This window comes from Micropepsis pineolensis (assembly GCF_055392125.1).
The window spans coordinates 3,351,098-3,366,600 of record NZ_AP042408.1; the positions used below are offsets into that span (position 1 = coordinate 3,351,098).

14 protein-coding genes and 1 tRNA gene are annotated in these 15,503 nt (G+C 60.3%); 10 read left to right on the forward strand and 5 right to left on the reverse strand.

The window, feature by feature from the left end; all coding sequences use genetic code 11:
- Positions 1–240 precede the first annotated feature (240 nt).
- From ACZ5RI_RS14860 to ACZ5RI_RS14880, 5 genes are all read left to right on the forward strand, one after another.
- Positions 241–519 (forward strand): hypothetical protein, encoded by a 279-nt coding sequence (locus ACZ5RI_RS14860; protein WP_464513986.1) that lies wholly within the window; start codon positions 241–243, stop codon positions 517–519.
- Between the two features lie 256 nt (positions 520–775).
- Positions 776–1,183 (forward strand): hypothetical protein, encoded by a 408-nt coding sequence (locus ACZ5RI_RS14865; RefSeq protein ID WP_464513987.1) that lies wholly within the window; start codon positions 776–778, stop codon positions 1,181–1,183.
- A gap of 112 nt (positions 1,184–1,295) precedes the next feature.
- Positions 1,296–2,345 carry a C45 family peptidase gene (locus ACZ5RI_RS14870; protein WP_464513988.1) on the forward strand — a complete coding sequence of 350 codons (1,050 nt, stop codon included), beginning with the start codon at positions 1,296–1,298 and terminating at the stop codon, positions 2,343–2,345.
- Positions 2,346–2,356: 11 nt separating this feature from the next.
- Positions 2,357–2,956, forward strand: coding sequence for an imidazoleglycerol-phosphate dehydratase HisB (gene hisB, locus ACZ5RI_RS14875; protein ID WP_464513989.1), 600 nt, complete (start codon positions 2,357–2,359; stop codon positions 2,954–2,956).
- Positions 2,957–3,002: 46 nt separating this feature from the next.
- Positions 3,003–4,520, forward strand: coding sequence for a carboxylesterase/lipase family protein (locus tag ACZ5RI_RS14880; RefSeq protein ID WP_464513990.1), 1,518 nt, complete (start codon positions 3,003–3,005; stop codon positions 4,518–4,520).
- A gap of 87 nt (positions 4,521–4,607) precedes the next feature.
- Here the strand turns inward: ACZ5RI_RS14880 and ACZ5RI_RS14885 are convergent, their stop codons facing one another.
- The 3 genes from ACZ5RI_RS14885 to ACZ5RI_RS14895 all read right to left on the reverse strand — a co-directional run bounded on the left by ACZ5RI_RS14885 (position 4,608) and on the right by ACZ5RI_RS14895 (position 8,698).
- On the reverse strand, positions 4,608–6,911 hold the full coding sequence (locus ACZ5RI_RS14885) for a beta-glucosidase (protein WP_464513991.1): 2,304 nt from the start codon (positions 6,909–6,911) through the stop codon (positions 4,608–4,610).
- Positions 6,912–7,107: 196 nt separating this feature from the next.
- Positions 7,108–7,629 (reverse strand): hypothetical protein, encoded by a 522-nt coding sequence (locus tag ACZ5RI_RS14890; RefSeq protein WP_464513992.1) that lies wholly within the window; start codon positions 7,627–7,629, stop codon positions 7,108–7,110.
- Positions 7,630–7,801: 172 nt separating this feature from the next.
- Entirely contained in the window at positions 7,802–8,698 is an 897-nt protein-coding gene (locus ACZ5RI_RS14895; protein ID WP_464513993.1) for a hypothetical protein, read from the reverse strand.
- A 315-nt stretch (positions 8,699–9,013) separates the two neighbouring features.
- Here ACZ5RI_RS14895 and ACZ5RI_RS14900 point away from each other — a divergent pair, with 315 nt between their 5' ends.
- Both ACZ5RI_RS14900 and ACZ5RI_RS14905 read left to right on the forward strand, forming a co-directional pair.
- Complete coding sequence (locus ACZ5RI_RS14900) at positions 9,014–9,712, forward strand: response regulator transcription factor (protein ID WP_464513994.1); 699 nt, start codon at positions 9,014–9,016, stop codon at positions 9,710–9,712.
- Between the two features lie 74 nt (positions 9,713–9,786).
- Positions 9,787–10,374: a thermonuclease family protein gene (locus tag ACZ5RI_RS14905; protein WP_464513995.1), complete on the forward strand. Its 588-nt coding sequence runs from the start codon at positions 9,787–9,789 to the stop codon at positions 10,372–10,374.
- A 505-nt stretch (positions 10,375–10,879) separates the two neighbouring features.
- Here ACZ5RI_RS14905 and ACZ5RI_RS14910 read toward each other — a convergent pair.
- Complete coding sequence (locus tag ACZ5RI_RS14910; RefSeq protein ID WP_464513996.1) at positions 10,880–12,694, reverse strand: ABC-F family ATP-binding cassette domain-containing protein; 1,815 nt, start codon at positions 12,692–12,694, stop codon at positions 10,880–10,882.
- Positions 12,695–12,872: 178 nt separating this feature from the next.
- On the opposite strand from ACZ5RI_RS14910, the gene ACZ5RI_RS14915 reads away from it, so the two are divergent.
- Positions 12,873–14,462, forward strand: a complete 1,590-nt coding sequence (locus tag ACZ5RI_RS14915; protein WP_464513997.1) for a hypothetical protein — start codon at positions 12,873–12,875, stop codon at positions 14,460–14,462.
- 20 nt (positions 14,463–14,482) lie between these two features.
- Here ACZ5RI_RS14915 and ACZ5RI_RS14920 read toward each other — a convergent pair.
- Positions 14,483–14,558 (reverse strand) — tRNA-Ala (locus ACZ5RI_RS14920).
- Between the two features lie 281 nt (positions 14,559–14,839).
- On the opposite strand from ACZ5RI_RS14920, the gene ACZ5RI_RS14925 reads away from it, so the two are divergent.
- The gene (locus tag ACZ5RI_RS14925) at positions 14,840–15,145 is read left to right on the forward strand and encodes a YggT family protein (protein WP_464513998.1); all 306 of its coding nucleotides are present in this window, start codon (positions 14,840–14,842) and stop codon (positions 15,143–15,145) included.
- Positions 15,142–15,444: a DUF167 family protein gene (locus ACZ5RI_RS14930; protein ID WP_464513999.1), complete on the forward strand. Its 303-nt coding sequence runs from the start codon at positions 15,142–15,144 to the stop codon at positions 15,442–15,444. Before ACZ5RI_RS14925 ends, ACZ5RI_RS14930 begins: the two co-directional genes overlap by 4 nt.
- The last annotated feature ends 59 nt before the right edge of the window (positions 15,445–15,503 follow it).

Here is a 15,503-nt window from a genome sequence, read left to right on the forward strand (position 1 = left end):
CAGGATAAAATCTAATTAAACCCCGCAACAGCTTGACTTTTGTTGAGCTGCTCCCAACTTTAGGTACGCTTACGGTGTGCGGATATTGTCTGCCGCAGTACCGGGACTTAAAAAATACCGGTTGGGCTTTAAGAACTGTTCGCTTAAGGCCCGGCGGATTTTCGGTCAGTTTCAGACCAGAACCCTGGCGTTGGACTGGCAATTGGATCGAACGGGCAGCAAAGGAGCGCAAGAAGCGCCATGGCAAACGAAGATACGGCAAAAATTTCCGAAGAAGTCACCGGCCTGAAGGCGGATATCGCCAGAATCGCTGAGTCGGTGAGCGAATTTATCCGCACCCGTGGCCAGGACGCCGCCTCCCGCATTCAGGGTACGGCTGAAGAGACCTGGAACGAAACCAAACAGAAGCTGGGCTGCGTCAAGCAGAAGATCCAGGACGAACCGGTTGCCGCCACGGCCGTGGCTTTTGGCGTCGGTCTGGTCGTCGGGCTGCTGCTGTCTGGCCGCCGCCGCCGCTAAGGCCAACATGCCTTGATCGAAACGGCGATTGCCTTTGCTATCGGTCTGGTGCTGGGCCTGATCTTCAAGATCAGGCGCCGCCAGAAAGAGGACGCTGAGACAGACACCGAATAAAATATCCGTAACGGGAATTCCCCTCGCCCGTTACGGATATCCTCTGCACTCTAGATTTTGTGCCTGATGGTATATACGGACAACCGTAGCTGTGCCCCGGGCCAAGCCTTACAAACCAGATTTTCAGAAGAAACGGATTGCCATGAACAACTGGCCGGCACGCATTGCCGTCACCATCGCCTGCACCCTGATTGCCCTGATCGGCGTTGGTGCGGCGGGGGCCTTTGTCTGTTTCGCGATCTACGCCTTTCTGACCCAGGTGATGGCCCCGCCCTATGCCGCGCTGTGCGTGGCAGCGATGGTGCTGATCCTGACCGCCTTATTGCTCGGCTTTATTCTGCTGCTGGTCAAAGTCCGTGACTATGGCGACGAGGCTGAGGATACCGGCAATCTTATGGGCCTGCAGCTCGGCAAACTGATCAGCGGCGACCTTCTGGCCCTGATTGCGCGCAACCCGCGCGCCGCGGTTCTGGCGGCGATTGCCGGTGGCGTGGTGGTCGGCATCAGCCCGCGCCTGCGCCAGGCGCTGCTGGATCTGCTGCGCCGCTAATCCTGCCCAAGGCGGGACTTACCGCTGACAGCGCCCCGACAACAGGCTATAGCAGAACCGTCACGCCCATTGGCGGTGCGCGAAGCTGGGGCACATATCAGGATAGCGGTTGATGACGTCGGGGCTGATCAAGATACCCTTTGTCGATTTACGCGGAAATTTCTCGCCGCTGGATCTGGTGTTTCTGCGGCGCCGACAGGCGCGCGTGCTGCTTGAAGCGGTGCGCGACACCTTTGGCGCCAGCGCCAATATCCCAAGCACCACATTGCTGAAGCTGGCCGACCGCGCCTCGCAGCACTGGCTGAAGCAGGCCGGCAATCCCTATCTGTGGGAAATCACCCGGCTGGCTGAAGAAATCGACGTGCCCGGCGTCTTCACCGTCAACGCCTGTCTGGAATGGGGCTGCACCAGTGGGGTGTGGGACAGCCCCGATGGCCCCTTGCTGCGCCGGGTGATGGACTGGCCCTTCCCGGTGCTGGGCGAACATCTGGTGGTGCTGCATTTGTCGGGGCAGGCGGGCAGCTATTACAATATTACCTGGCCCGGCATCAGCGGGGTTTTCCACGGTCTGGCACCCGAGCGCTTTGCCGCCGCCATCAATCAGGCCCCGATGCGTCGCACCTCGGCGGGGCTGGCCGGGGTGGCGGGCGACTGGGCCATGGGCCGCATCGCGGTGGGGCGCAATTTTGGTCTGCCGCCGGGGCATCTGTTACGGCAGGTTTTCGAGCTGGCCCCCGATTACACCGCCGCCCGGGAAATGCTGAGCCAAAGCGAAATCGCCGTACCGACCATCTTCGTGCTGGCCGGAACCGAAAATGGTCAGGCCTGCGTGATCGAGCGGACGGAAAACGCCTGCACCATCCGCGAAATGGCCGCCGGGCCAAACGGCAACCGGGTTTGCGCCACTAACCATTTCGAGGCCCCACCCGAAGGTGCCCGGGAAGACTGGCGCCCGCGCCCGATCGACAGTGCAGGAAAATATGCGCAGGCCTGCGCCCTGCCCGGCGACGGCGGACAATTTTTCTGGTTTACTGCACCGATTGCCAATGCCAACAGCCGGGTGGCCTTTGCCGCCCGCCCGCGCGGCGGCCGCCTGTCTTTGATGGGGACCGAGGGGGCCAGTCCCGTCACCGAAGTTTTTCGCCTGCCACAAGAAGATTAAAGGGGAAAGCCATGCGCACCGCGACCGTCGAACGCAAAACCCATGAAACCGAAATCGCCGTCTCGGTTGATCTGGACGGCACCGGGATCGGCGATATCGACACCGGCATCGGCTTTCTCGACCATATGCTGGAAAGCTTCGCCAAACATTCCCTGATCGATCTCAAGGTCCGGGCGCAGGGCGATCTGCATGTCGATTTTCACCACACCACCGAGGATACCGGCATTGTCATCGGTCAGGCGGTCAAAAAAGCGCTGGGCGATTATGCCGGCATCAACCGTTTCGGCACCGCCGCCATCCCGATGGACGAAGCCCTGACCCGTGCCGCAGTCGATCTGGCCGGGCGGCCCTATCTGGTGTGGAAGGTCCGGATTCCGGCCCAGAAGCTGGGCGACATGGATACCGAGCTGTTCAAGGAATGGTTCGCGGCCTTTGCCATGAATGCCGGCATCTGCCTGCATATCGAAAACCTCTATGGCGACAACAGCCACCACATCGTCGAAACCGCCTACAAGGCGCTGGCCCGGGCGCTTCGCCACGCCGCGACAGTGGACGAGCGGCTGGAGGGCGCGGTGGCGTCGACCAAGGGCGTGCTCGGCGAGGCCGACTAACGTCCGCGTAAAGAGCGGCATCTGAAAGCGTAGAGGAAAAGCAAACATGCGTTGCTGGAAATACGCACGACGTATCGCACCACTTTTTGTTGTTACCCTTGGCGTTTCAACGGTTTGTCTGGCCGCCGACATCACCGGACCGGTCACCACCGAAAGCGGACAAGTCACCGGCGTGGTCCGCGGCGACGTTGAAACCTTCTTCGGCATCCCCTATGCCGCCCCGCCGGTGGGGGATTTGCGCTGGAAGGAACCCGCACCGCCCAAGACGTGGAAGGGCGTGCGCCCGGCGGCCAGCTTTGGCCCGGCCTGCCGCCAGACGGTGGACTGGATCAAGGAGCCGCAAAGCGAGGACTGCCTGTTCCTCAACATCTGGGCACCCAGAACACCGGCCCCAAAGGGTAAGGCCTATCCGGTCATGGTCTGGTTCCACGGTGGCGGACTGTTCGGCGGCTCGGGATCACAACCCGGCTATGACGGGGCCAAACTGACCCGTCAGGGCGTCATACTGGTGACGATCAATTACCGGCTTGGGGTGCTGGGCTTCTTCGCCCACCCCGAGCTGACGGCGGAAAATCCCCATCAGACTTCGGGCAATCAGGGCTTCCTCGACCAGATTGCAGCCCTGAAATGGGTCAAACAGAATATCGCAGGCTTTGGCGGCGATCCCGGTAACGTCACCATTTTCGGCGAATCCGCCGGATCCGCATCCGTCAATGTGCTGGTGAATTCGCCACTGGCCCAAGGCTTGTTTCAACGTGCCATCGGAGAAAGCAGCAGTATCTGGAGCCGCGTTGGCCTGAAGACCGCCGAAGCCAACGGGGCAAAATTCGGGGGCGCCCTGAAAGCCGGATCGCTCAAAGCGCTGCGGGCGATGGCTGCAGACAGCCTGATCAAACAGCCCTGGCAGCCCGATTTTACCGTCGACAACTATGTTTATCCGGCCAACCCGGCCACCCTCATGGCTGCAGTACAGAAAAAAGCCGTACCGACACTGCTGGGCTGGAATGCCAATGAAGGTGTCGATCTGGCGGCAGAAGAAATCGGCAAATCAAACCCGTCTCTGGCGGAGTACCAGGCCGCGATCAATCGCATAATCCACCCCGCCGCACCGGCCCAGATTCGCAACCACTATCCCGCCAACACGCTGGAACAAGCCAAAACCTCGCTCTATCAGCTGGTGACGGACAGTATGGGAAACGACATGTGGAACTGGGCGAAGCAGCAACGGACTGCCGCACCGACCTATGTCTACTTCTTCGTCCACTGGCCGACAGAACCGCTTGAGACCTGTAATTATGGTTGCAAAGCCGGACATGGTGCCGAAATCCGCTTTGTCTTCGATCAGCTTGATCAGGATGCCCGGCCGTGGAGCGCCGATGACCGCATGATGGCTGACCGGCTGGTGCAGTACTGGACCAACTTCGCCAGAACCGGCAACCCCAATGGCGACGGTGTGCCGACATGGCCCCGCTTCGATGGCACCCCAGCCAGCGTTCAGCGCCTGGGCACCGATGATGAAATCAAAAAACGTGGCGAATTCGTCGATTTCAGGCAGTGGGAATAGATACGGCCAAAACGATAGCGTCTTTTACGCAAGATGCACCAACGCCGCCCGATGGGCGGCGTTGTCGTTATTGGCGATCCCGCAAGATCAGGGTTTTATCCACGCTTCGTTGATGTGCACGGTGGCAGTGGCGGCGATCTGGGTCGAAGACGAACCCAGCATCACCAGATACTCGCCCGCCGCAACATGCCATTGCCCGGCAGTTTCATCGAAGCTGGCGATCAGGCGCGGATCAACACTGACGGTGGCGCTGCGCTTTTCACCGGGGCGCAACGATTGCTTGCTCCAGCCCACCAGCCGCATCACCCCACCCGGCGGTAGCATATAAACCTGCCCCACCGCCTTGCCTTCGCGCGCCCCGCTGTTCTTCATGACGAAGCTCACCGTCGCGGTATTGCCACCCGACGCCGTCAGCCCGCCATAATCAAAACTGGTATAGGACAGTCCGTAACCGAACGGGAACAAGGGCGCGATTTTCTTGGTCGCAAACCATTTGTAGCCGACATTGGCACCTTCGAAATAATCGATATCGAACTGGCTGCGGGTGCCGTTCCACACCACCTGACTGTCACGCTGGCCAAAGCCCTGAATGCGGGGCCGGAGCAATTGCGCATCCGACGCCGGAAAGGTCACCGGCAGACGGCCGGACGGATTCACTTTGCCGAACAGCACATTGCTGATCGCCGCCGCGCCACGGTTACCGGCATACCAGGCTTCCACCACCGCAGCGGTCTTGCCGAGCCACGGCATCGCTACCGGCCCGCCATTTTGCAGCACCACCACGGTGCGCGGATTGGCCCCCGCCACTGCATCGATCAGCTGGTTCTGATTGCCGCCCATGCTGAGAGAAAATACGTCGAAGCCTTCCTGCATCCACTGCATAGTGAAGACGATGACAATGTCACTGGCCCGTGCCAGACGGACCGCCTTGGCGACGTTCTGGCCATCGTAATAGGTCACGCGGGCATTGGGCATCACCGCGGCCGCATCATGGATCGCCGAAAAGGGCGATGGCGGCGCGAAGATGACCGAGCCACGGGGAATACGTGGCAGCTCGCCGGGGACAATGCCGGGCACCTTACCCTCGATCATCTCTTTAAGCTGCATATAGCCGATCGGGATGACCTGTGACGAGCCACCGCCCGACACCACACCGACATCAGCAAAGCCGCCAATGATCAGAATACGGCGCGACCGTGGCCGGGTCAGATCCAGTGGCAGCACGCCAGTGTTCTTCAGCAGCACGATGCCTTCTTCGGCAGCGCGCTGGGCCACCGCCAGATCGGTATTGGTATCGATCGGGCGCTTGACCACCGGATCATCGACCAGCCCACGGACGAACATCGTGCGCAGGATACGGTGGACCATATCGTGCAGCCGGGTTTCGGGCACAGCACCGATCTCGACCGCGCCTTTGAGCGGCGCACCGAAATATTCCATTTTGTCGGAAAAGCGCGAGGATTGCTGATCAAGCCCGTTGACGGCGGCTTCGACCGTGGAATGGACAGCGCCCCAGTCCGACATGACGAAGCCCTTATAGCCCCAGTCGCCCTTCAGCACCTTGTTGAGCAGGAAATCATTCTCGCAACCATAAACCGTGTTGATGCGGTTATAGGAGCACATCACGGAACCGGGATCAGCCCGTTCAATCGCCAGCTCGAAGGCCAGCAGATCGCTTTCGCGTAATGCCGCTTCCGAGATGTTGGCGCTCATCGTCATGCGCCCGGTCTCAAGATCGTTGATGGCAAAATGCTTGATGGTCGAGATGACATGCAGATTCTGAATACCGCGGATGGCCTCGCCCACCATCACGCTGGCCAGCAGCGGATCTTCGCCGGAATATTCAAAGGTGCGGCCGCCGCGCGGCTCGCGCGTCAGGTTGATGCCGCCGGCAAGCTGGACATTGAACCCCTTGTTGCGGGCTTCGGCCCCCACCATCGCCCCGCCGGCATAGGCCAGCGCCGGGTTCCAGGTCGCGGCGGTCATCAGCGAGGATGGCAGCGCCACCGCCGTATCGCCCTTGCGCATAAAATTGCCGTTGGCCACGCCCAGACTGGCATCGGATTCTTTCAGCGCCGGAATGCCAAGGCGCGGGATGCCCGGCACATAACCGGCAGAATTGGGCATGTCGTCTTTATAGATCGCCGGTACGCGCGGCTCGTATACGCCGAAATAGCCCGAAACCAGTGTCAGCTCCTCATCCCGCGTCATCTGCGCCTGTACCAGATCGGCACGCACATCGGGGGGCAGCGATTTGTCCATCCAGGGCTGATCGGCAGTGGGCGTGGCGGGCTGTTCGCCACTTTGTGCAGCAGACGCCGCAACACTTATCGACAACGGGCCAATTGCCAGAACAGCAACCAGGGCCGGAACAAAACGCCATGCAGACATTATCAAATCCCTTGGGCCGCCCGGCAACCAGGCCAAACCGCCGTTTTTTTACGCTTATGCCACCACTGCCACCACAAACTGAATGACACATCTGGGCGCAGCCGCCTTTGGCTGCCCCTTCAGCATGTATTCAAAAATGATTACAAAGCGTTAGCAGGGGAAAATTATCCCCCCACCACCGGTCACGGCGGTGTGATTACCGCCCCGCCGCCGGCCGTGGCGGCATCAGGACATGGCGGGCTGCCACCCCAACCACCCGCAACGCAGCGCGGATCCGCTGCGCAAGCCTGTCACCGGCATGTGGCCCGCGATGGCGCGGGCAACGCGTCGTTTCAGGCATGGCGGCAAAGGCGTGCGCCATATAGGGGCCGATATCGAACAGGCTCACCCGCACCCCACCCACCACCAGCGCATTTTCGCCATGCACGATGTCGGCGGCCTGACGAACCACCAGCCCCATCTCGCGATGGCCCTGACGGAAAATCAGCACAGGCAACGTCTTTGGCAGTGGCGCCCCGGCGATGGTTTCAATTGGAATGCAATGACCTTGCGAGCAGATAGCGGGGTGGCCACCTGCATTTTCCACCGCATCCGGCGCAACCATTTCGATGCGCGCCACATCGGTCAGCGGCACCGCACGCAAAGCGTTCGCGGCATCACGAAACAGCATATAGGACATATCAGCATGTATGGCGGCGTTGGTGCGAGGATCAGACATGGCCTTATCCCTCATTACTGTTCTACGAAGTGGCAATCGTTACGACCGCTTTCAAGAGCCATCGGCGTAACAAAGCCTCTAATCTTTACACTGTGACAAGACCACCGCGGGTGTGGCCGTGTCAGGGCGCGTTTACATGCATGCCAGCGCGCCCCAACCCGTACACAGAGCTTCAGGCCGCATCCACTTCCGAAATAAGGTTTTTCACCGTCTCTTTGAGCACCCCGGCTTCGGCGGTCAGATCATGTGACGCGGTAACCACCTGATGGGTTTCTCCCCCCACGCCCCCAGCCGCCTTTGGCGCGACCTCGTCGGCCTTGGTGGCGAAAGCTTCAATCCGGCGGGAAATGTAATCGATCTTCAGCATGGTGTTATCGAGCCGCTGCGCAATCTCGTGGATATGACGTGGATGGCGCTCGAAAATGGCCAGACGATGCACCAGCATGACGATGGCCAAAATCGACGCCAGCGCCGCGATAATGGCAGCCCAAATAACTTCGCCCCGAATCCGGGCATAGGCCGCATCCCAGCCACCAAGATCACGCGCGGCCTGAGCATGGGTGCTGATCACCGCATCAATCGACGACAGGAAGTCCTGCCGGAACGCATCGCTCATGGTGTAGAGGTAATATTCCGTGGCCACCTTGAGGTTCTCGTTGAGGGCCTTTTCATTGAGCGTATCGTTCATCGAAACATAGTCGTTCCAGGAATCGCGCCATTTGACGAAAGCCGGCCGCTGAAGCGGATCGAGATATCTTTCATAGTCGCCGATCAGGGCCGCAACGCCACCAATGGCTTCATGCACCTCGGCGCGCTGTTTGGCGCGGGCCGGTTCGGTCATGGCGATCAGTGACAGGTTTTGCGCCTGACGCACCGCCGAAGCTTCCTCAACAATTTTGGTCAGCAAAAGATCGGATTGGCGGGCAATACTGGCGCGGGCCTCTTGTTCGGCCCCCGCCGTAGACAGACGGCTCAAAGCGAAACCACCAAGCCCGATCGCGGTGCAATACAAAACCGCAAAAGCACCAAAAATCGCGGCATACGGCACAGAACGTCTGAACAAAGTCATCGCTGCCTCCCCGGCATAGTTGCTCGAAGCACCTCGCGTGACTGACCGGCCATGGCGGTCGAACCAGTACCACGGATGGCACCGACCATATCAACCCTTGGTTAAGCTTTGTTTGAGATTCGCCACAACAACTGCCCCGAATTGCAACGGCAATCCTCATCTTGCAGTCATCGTAAAAAAAAGTGCGAATGATACCGGTCTCATAACCAATGGTATACGGAATGCATACAATTTTAGTTTGTGTGCAAACGAGCAACAGCTCTACCTTAGAGAGAGATGAAAACGGAATCATCCCGCGCGGAGGCGGCAGAAGCGATGCAGAAACGGCTTCTTATCGTTGAAGACGACACAGACATCCGCGAGCTGCTGCAAAGATGCCTGATCTCTGAAGGCTACGCCGTTACGGCGCGCGCCAGTGGCCGCGAATTGGCCGGTCTGCTGACCCACCAGCACCATGATCTGGCGCTGATCGATATCAATGTGACCGATCCGGATGGCCTGATGCTGACGCAACAGCTCAGGACGCGTTTTGCCATCGGCATCATCATCATTAGCAGCCGGGCAGAATTGAACGACCGCATCGCCGGGCTCGATATGGGGGCGGATGATTACCTGATCAAACCCTTTGCCATGACCGAACTCTATGCCCGGATTCGCAGCGTGCTGCGGCGCCAGGATCACGCCCTGCCAGTGCTCGAAAGCCATATGCAATTTGACGGCTGGACGCTGGATACCAGCTCGCGCACCTTACGCGATGAAGATGGCCACGCCGTTGCCCTGACCTGCGGGGAATATCGTTTGCTGGAAACGCTGGCGCGCCGGGCCGGGCGGGTCTTAAGCCGGGCGCAATTGCTCGACGAAATGCATGACAATGACGATTTCGCCTTTGATCGCAGCATCGACGTGGCCATCATGCGCCTGCGCCGCAAGCTGGGTGATGGCGGCCCCAATGCCAGACTGATCAAAACGGTCCGGGGCGGCGGCTATATCTTCGCAGCCAAAATCTCGTCTTAAAGCCCACAAACCCACAACCCCGTTGCCCGCTCATGGCATAGTGCCTGCCACGATTCGGACGAGGAAGTTGTGCCATGCCCCCAAGATCACGATCACGTCGCCCCAGCGCCTTTGGGCGGCAACGCTCTTATGGCTGGGTGATCGTACCACTGGCACTGGCCGCGGTGATTGTGGCCCATTTTCTCGCCCCCGGTGGAACGCACACACGGCAGGAGCGCGCCAGCCCCACGGCTCAAAGCGGCGAAACATCCCTCGCCGGAGCTGCCCGCATTACCGATGGCGACACCATCCGCGTCGGGGCCACCCGCATCCGCTTCTATGGCATCGACGCGCCGGAAAAGGCCCAGAGCTGCTATGATACGGCGGGGCGGCCCTGGGCGTGCGGCATTGCCGCCAGACAAGCCTTAAGCGCCCGGATCGCCGGGCAGCCGGTACAATGCCAGAAGCGCGATACCGACCGCTATGGCCGCACGGTGGCGGTGTGCCGCGCCGGTGGTGCCGATCTCAATGACTGGATGGTGCGGCAGGGCTGGGCCGTGGCCTACCGCCAGTATGGCACCGACTACGCCCCCGCCGAGGAGGAGGCCCACAGCCAGCATCGTGGCATCTGGGCCGGCCATTTTGATCTGCCGAGCGACTGGCGCCGCCATCATCGCGGTTAACAGACTTTACTGGCGCAGAAAAAAACAAGCGGCTCATCACGCCTGAGGCCGCTTGTCGGTAGTTGAGAGGAACTTTGTCTGTATGCCGATCCGCCCAAAGTTTCGGAGCCTCGAAGTCGAAGCGGATGGTTCTGTTCTAATCGTCTGTTTCAGACGTCTCCCCCAAAAAGCCATTCGCGCCTTAAAATGTGAGGTTTTTTAAAGCCCGCCGCTCAATGGTAGCGGTTCCAGTGCTAATTACTTATGCGGGAAGTGTCAAGGAAAACGCATACAATTTGTCTGGATGCGACAAATATTGCTAGAACAATATCAGATTAAATCAGATTTATCGGCTCAATATAACACATTACGGCCGCGTACAGCGCTGTCATTGACCAAACTGCATTTGTCCTGCGCTGTCAGAACCATATTCTTATACCATTAGCGCCATAATCTTTGCGGCTTCAGCCATCCGATCAACACGAGCTTCGGCTTATCCCACGCGAGCGACCACGCCAGCAGAGTATCAGCTGGCAGAGCCTTCGATTTCCTCGCGCCGCATTTCCAGCTCAAGCCAGCGGTCTTCGGCAGCGGCTTTTTCCACCTCGGTATCGCCCAGCGCCTTACTGAGATCGGCAAAGCCCTGCGGATCACGCCGGTACAGATTGGCGTCGGCAAGCTTGCCCTGCAGATTGGCAATCTTTTTATTGAGCGCGTCGATCTGGCCCGGCAGGGTTTCCAGCGCATGCTTATCCGAGAAGGTCAGCTTGCGTTTTGGTTCGGCGCGGGGGCGCGGCTTGGCCTCCCCCTCGGCGGTATCAGATTTTTCGCGTGCCACCTTACGCGCTTCAACGCCGCTGCCGCGCTGGGCCAGCATATCGCTGTAGCCACCGGCATATTCGGTGAAGCTGCCATCACCTTCGGCCATCAGAATACCGCTGACCGTGCGATCAAGGAAATCGCGGTCATGGCTGACGAGAAGCACCGTACCCGGATAATCGGCGATGGTGTCTTCCAGCAGATCAAGCGTTTCCAGATCCAGATCGTTGGTCGGCTCGTCCAACACCAGAAAATTCGCCGGTTGCGCCAGCGCCTTGGCCAGCAGCAGCCGAGCCCGCTCGCCCCCCGACAAGACCTCGACCGGTTGCTTGGCCTGTTCCGGGGTGAAAAGAAAATCCTTCATGTAACTGAGCACATGACGGATCTCGCCCCCCACCTCGACCTTGTCACCACGACCATCGGTCAGCACCTCGGCCAGGGTCTGGGTCGGGTCCAGCTTGCGCACCTGATCCAGCGTGGCGAGCTTGAGATTGGTGCCCAGCGTGACCTCGCCACTGTCGGCGGCCAGTCGTCCGGTCAGAATATTGATCAGCGTTGATTTACCCGCACCATTGGCCCCGACCACGCCAATGCGATCGCGCCGCAGAATGCGGGTAGAGAAATCACGCACCACCGCACGCCCGTCATAGGATTTGTTGACGTTCTCGGCTGCAATGACACAGGTTCCCGCCCCCGTCGCTTCCGATATCGTCAGCTTGACCATACCGGGGCCGGTGCGCACATCGCGCCGCGCCGCACGCATCGCCGCCAGTTCTGCCATGCGCCGTTCGTTGCGCTTGCGCCGTGCGGTCACGCCATAACGCACCCAATGTTCTTCGGCGACGATCTTGCGATCCAGCCGGTGCTGTTCGGCTTCTTCTTCCTCCAGCAGCTTATCACGCCATTCGGTAAACGCGGCAAAGCCCTGATCGAGCCGCCGGGTGCGCCCGCGATCCAGCCACAGCACCGATTGCGACAGATTTTCGAGGAACCGGCGGTCATGGCTGACCAGCAGCAGCGCCCCCTTCAGCGACAAGAGTTCTTTTTCGAGCCACAAAATGGCTGGCAGATCGAGATGGTTGGTCGGCTCGTCCAGCAGCAGAATATCGGGCCGCGGGGCCAGCACACGGGCCAGCGCGGCACGGCGCTTTTCACCGCCGGACAGATGGGCGGGATCTTCCACGCCGGAAAGCCCCAGATGGCCGAGCAGATAATAGGCCCGGTTAGAATCTTCACCGGGGTGCAATCCTTCGGCGACATAGGAAAACGTATCGCTGTAGCCGGTCAGATCCGGCTCCTGCGGCAGATAGCGGATCGAGGCCCCCGGCTGAATGAAGCGGCGGCCACCATCGGGCTCCATCAGCCCGGCGGCAATCTTCATCAGGGTCGATTTACCCGAACCGTTACGCCCGACAATGCACTGGCGCATCCCCGCTTCGACGAACAATTCGGTATCGTCCAGCAGCAGGCTCCGGCCGATGGTCAGGCGGATATTCTGTAAGGTTAAAAGCGGTGCGGCCATGGTGTCCGATAAACTTGCCTTAGGGATGGGGAATATGACGGACTAGCCGATACACTGTCTGGCTGGCCATTTCCACCGCCGAGCAAAACGGGCACCTAAACCAGAGCCGCTTTCGGCCTTGGCCTGAGGGCGGCGGTTTCCTATACACGCAGGGGCGAAAACACGGGGCAGGGTACAAATGAAACTTCATGGGCAAAACCCTGGCTACAGCTGGGTTGATGGCGCGTTTGCCGCCCTGACGCTGGCCAGCCTCGGCCTGCTCCTTTGCGTGCGCTATCCGTTATCGGCCGACTATCTCAACCATATGACGCGGTTGTTTGTGTTGTCGGCCCCCGCCGATGCCCCGATCCATCAGTATTTCGTCACCCAGTGGCGGCTGGTAACCAATCTGGGGCTGGAAATCTTCGCCCTGCCACTGCTCAAACTGTTGCCGCTCGAACTGGTGATGAAGATCATCTGGGCCTTGTGCGTCGCCGGGATGGCCCATGCCAGCTGGGGATTGCAGCGCGCCCTGCATGGTAAAACCAGCCCGTCGCTGCTGCTGGCCGCCCCCTTGCTGATTAACCTGCCACTGACCATGGGCTTTTTCGGCTTCACGCTGGGCACGGTGATCGCGCTCTACGCCTTTGGCTTCTGGGTCCGTCGCCCGCCCACGCTTCGGCGCCGGATCGTGTTTAACCTGCTGGCCGCACTGGCCGTGCTGTGCCACATCGCAGCCGGGGCCACGCTTGGCTTCACACTGGTGGTCTGGGAAGCTGTTCGGGGCCGCCCCTGGCGGTTCAGTGGGGCCGCCACCGGCATCGGGCGTGCGGTCAGTGGTCTGATCCTGCCCGGCCTGGTCCTGCTGATCGTCAAGGTAAGCGGGCCACCCAGCTCGCCGTATCTGCCAGCGATTTTCTATTTCTTTAATCAGAAGATCTGGCTCTTTGCGACGCCGACCACCACCGGCACCGGTGCCGCTGATACCATCGGCACCCTGATTTTCTGCACGGGAAGTCTCTGGCTGGTGATCGCCGGGCGACGCCCCAACGGGATATGGGGCGTGCTGATTGCCTGGATACTCCTGTTACTGGCCCTGCCCCAAGGCATTGCCAACGCCAGCTATATTGATGCCCGACTGGTGCTGTTTCCCGCCCTGCTGCTGATCGCGGGCACCAGCCTGCCGATGCGGCCCGGCAACTCGCCACTGGCCCGCCGCGGCGGCAAAATCCTGGCCGCCGCCGCCATCATCGCCACGCTGGCGCGTCTGGGCCTGATGCTGCCCGACTGGCTTGCCCATGACCGGGATGTCGCCAACACCCGCGCCCTGGGCCGCGTATTACCGCAAGGGGCCAAGGTTCTGGTCAGCGGCGATGGCCTCAAAGCCCCCGAAGGCGAATGGGCCCCCGGCGTCGAGCATATTCCAACGCTGTGGTGCATCGACAAGGCCGCCTTTGTCTCGACCGTGTTTGACGATCCCAAGATGCAGCCGATCGGCCCCACGCCACAGGTGCGCAATTTTGCCCGCCCCAATGTCGGGCTCATTCCGTGGCCAACCCTGATGCTGGGGGCTGCGGCCGAGCGCGACCCGCGCATCACCCACAGCCACGATGCGCGCTATTGGTACCGCTTCTGGACGGTCTACCCCCACCACTGGCAGGAACGTTACGATTATCTGGCGATGCGTGCGCTGCCCGGCGAAGCGGTGCTGCCGCCACGGGCGGATCTGGTCCTGATCGGACAAAGCCGGGTTTTCCGCCTGTACCGCATCGTTAAGCCGCCACGCTGATGTGTTTGGAAAGCAGGATTTGGTGGAGCTGAGCGGGATCGAACCGCTGACCTCCTCGTTGCGAACGAGGCGCTCTCCCAACTGAGCTACAGCCCCAAACCCTGAAAAAGCACCCGGCGCGATTGGGACGGCCGAGGGGTGGCCGTATGTAGTAAAGCGCTCCCGGAACTGTCAAGCGTATTTTAAACACGCCACAGCTAAAGAATTTCCCACCATACACGGCCAGTGGCGGATTAACCCCATGCGGACGCAAGCAAATGTGTGCGCCAGATTTGGGTCGCAGCCAGGCTGACGCCTTGCGCATTACCCCTTACGCTGGCAAAACAGTGACCCAGGCATCATCTGGTGCCGCTGATGCAATGATAGGAGCCCTAGCCGTGATCAATCCCATCCTGTGGCTGATTCTGAAGCTGCTTGAATTTTACAGCTGGGTTGTGATCGCCGCCGTGGTGGTGAGCTGGCTCATCGCCTTCAATGTCATCAACATGTACAACAGCTTCGTGCACAGCATTGTGCGGCTGCTGGATACGCTGACCGAGCCGGTTTTCCGTCTGGTCCGCCGGATCATTCCGCCGATTGCCGGGCTTGATCTGGCCCCGCTGGTGGTGCTGTTTGCGATCTGGTTCCTGCAATACGTGGTCGAGTGGGTCTATATGACCTTCCTGCTGCGGCTAGGCATGTGAGCGATCCGCTCAGACTGGCCATCCGGCTGACGCCCAAAGGCGGGCGTGATGCCATTGAGGGCTGGGCGCGGGACAGTGCGGGCAATGTCCATCTTAAAGCCCGGGTGCGGGCGGTGCCCGAAGACGGCAAGGCCAACGCCGCCTTGCTGATTTTGCTGGCGAAAACCCTCGACATCCCCAAATCGCATATCACCATCATCGCCGGGGCGACCGCCCGGCTGAAGCGGATTGAAATCGCCGGTGACAGCGCAGAGATGTTTGACCGGCTAATTTCGCGCCTGGGGCCTGCGCCTAATTGACGACACGTATGAGTTGATGCAGTGCACACAAGGCCACCGGCGCGCTAAGTCCCTATAAT

Excerpts from the sequence above, each read along its gene's own strand:
- ACZ5RI_RS14895 (WP_464513993.1), bottom strand. The coding sequence starts at position 8,698 with ATGACTTTGTTCAGACGTTCTGTGCCGTATGCCGCGATTTTTGGTGCT.
- ACZ5RI_RS14870 (WP_464513988.1), top strand. The coding sequence starts at position 1,296 with ATGACGTCGGGGCTGATCAAGATACCCTTTGTCGATTTACGCGGAAAT.
- ACZ5RI_RS14905 (WP_464513995.1), top strand. The coding sequence starts at position 9,787 with ATGCCCCCAAGATCACGATCACGTCGCCCCAGCGCCTTTGGGCGGCAA.
- ACZ5RI_RS14915 (WP_464513997.1), top strand. The coding sequence starts at position 12,873 with ATGAAACTTCATGGGCAAAACCCTGGCTACAGCTGGGTTGATGGCGCG.
- ACZ5RI_RS14880 (WP_464513990.1), top strand. The coding sequence starts at position 3,003 with ATGCGTTGCTGGAAATACGCACGACGTATCGCACCACTTTTTGTTGTT.
- hisB (WP_464513989.1), top strand. The coding sequence starts at position 2,357 with ATGCGCACCGCGACCGTCGAACGCAAAACCCATGAAACCGAAATCGCC.
- ACZ5RI_RS14890 (WP_464513992.1), bottom strand. The coding sequence starts at position 7,629 with ATGTCTGATCCTCGCACCAACGCCGCCATACATGCTGATATGTCCTAT.
- ACZ5RI_RS14860 (WP_464513986.1), top strand. The coding sequence starts at position 241 with ATGGCAAACGAAGATACGGCAAAAATTTCCGAAGAAGTCACCGGCCTG.
- ACZ5RI_RS14900 (WP_464513994.1), top strand. The coding sequence starts at position 9,014 with ATGCAGAAACGGCTTCTTATCGTTGAAGACGACACAGACATCCGCGAG.
- ACZ5RI_RS14910 (WP_464513996.1), bottom strand. The coding sequence starts at position 12,694 with ATGGCCGCACCGCTTTTAACCTTACAGAATATCCGCCTGACCATCGGC.
- ACZ5RI_RS14885 (WP_464513991.1), bottom strand. The coding sequence starts at position 6,911 with ATGTCTGCATGGCGTTTTGTTCCGGCCCTGGTTGCTGTTCTGGCAATT.
- ACZ5RI_RS14865 (WP_464513987.1), top strand. The coding sequence starts at position 776 with ATGAACAACTGGCCGGCACGCATTGCCGTCACCATCGCCTGCACCCTG.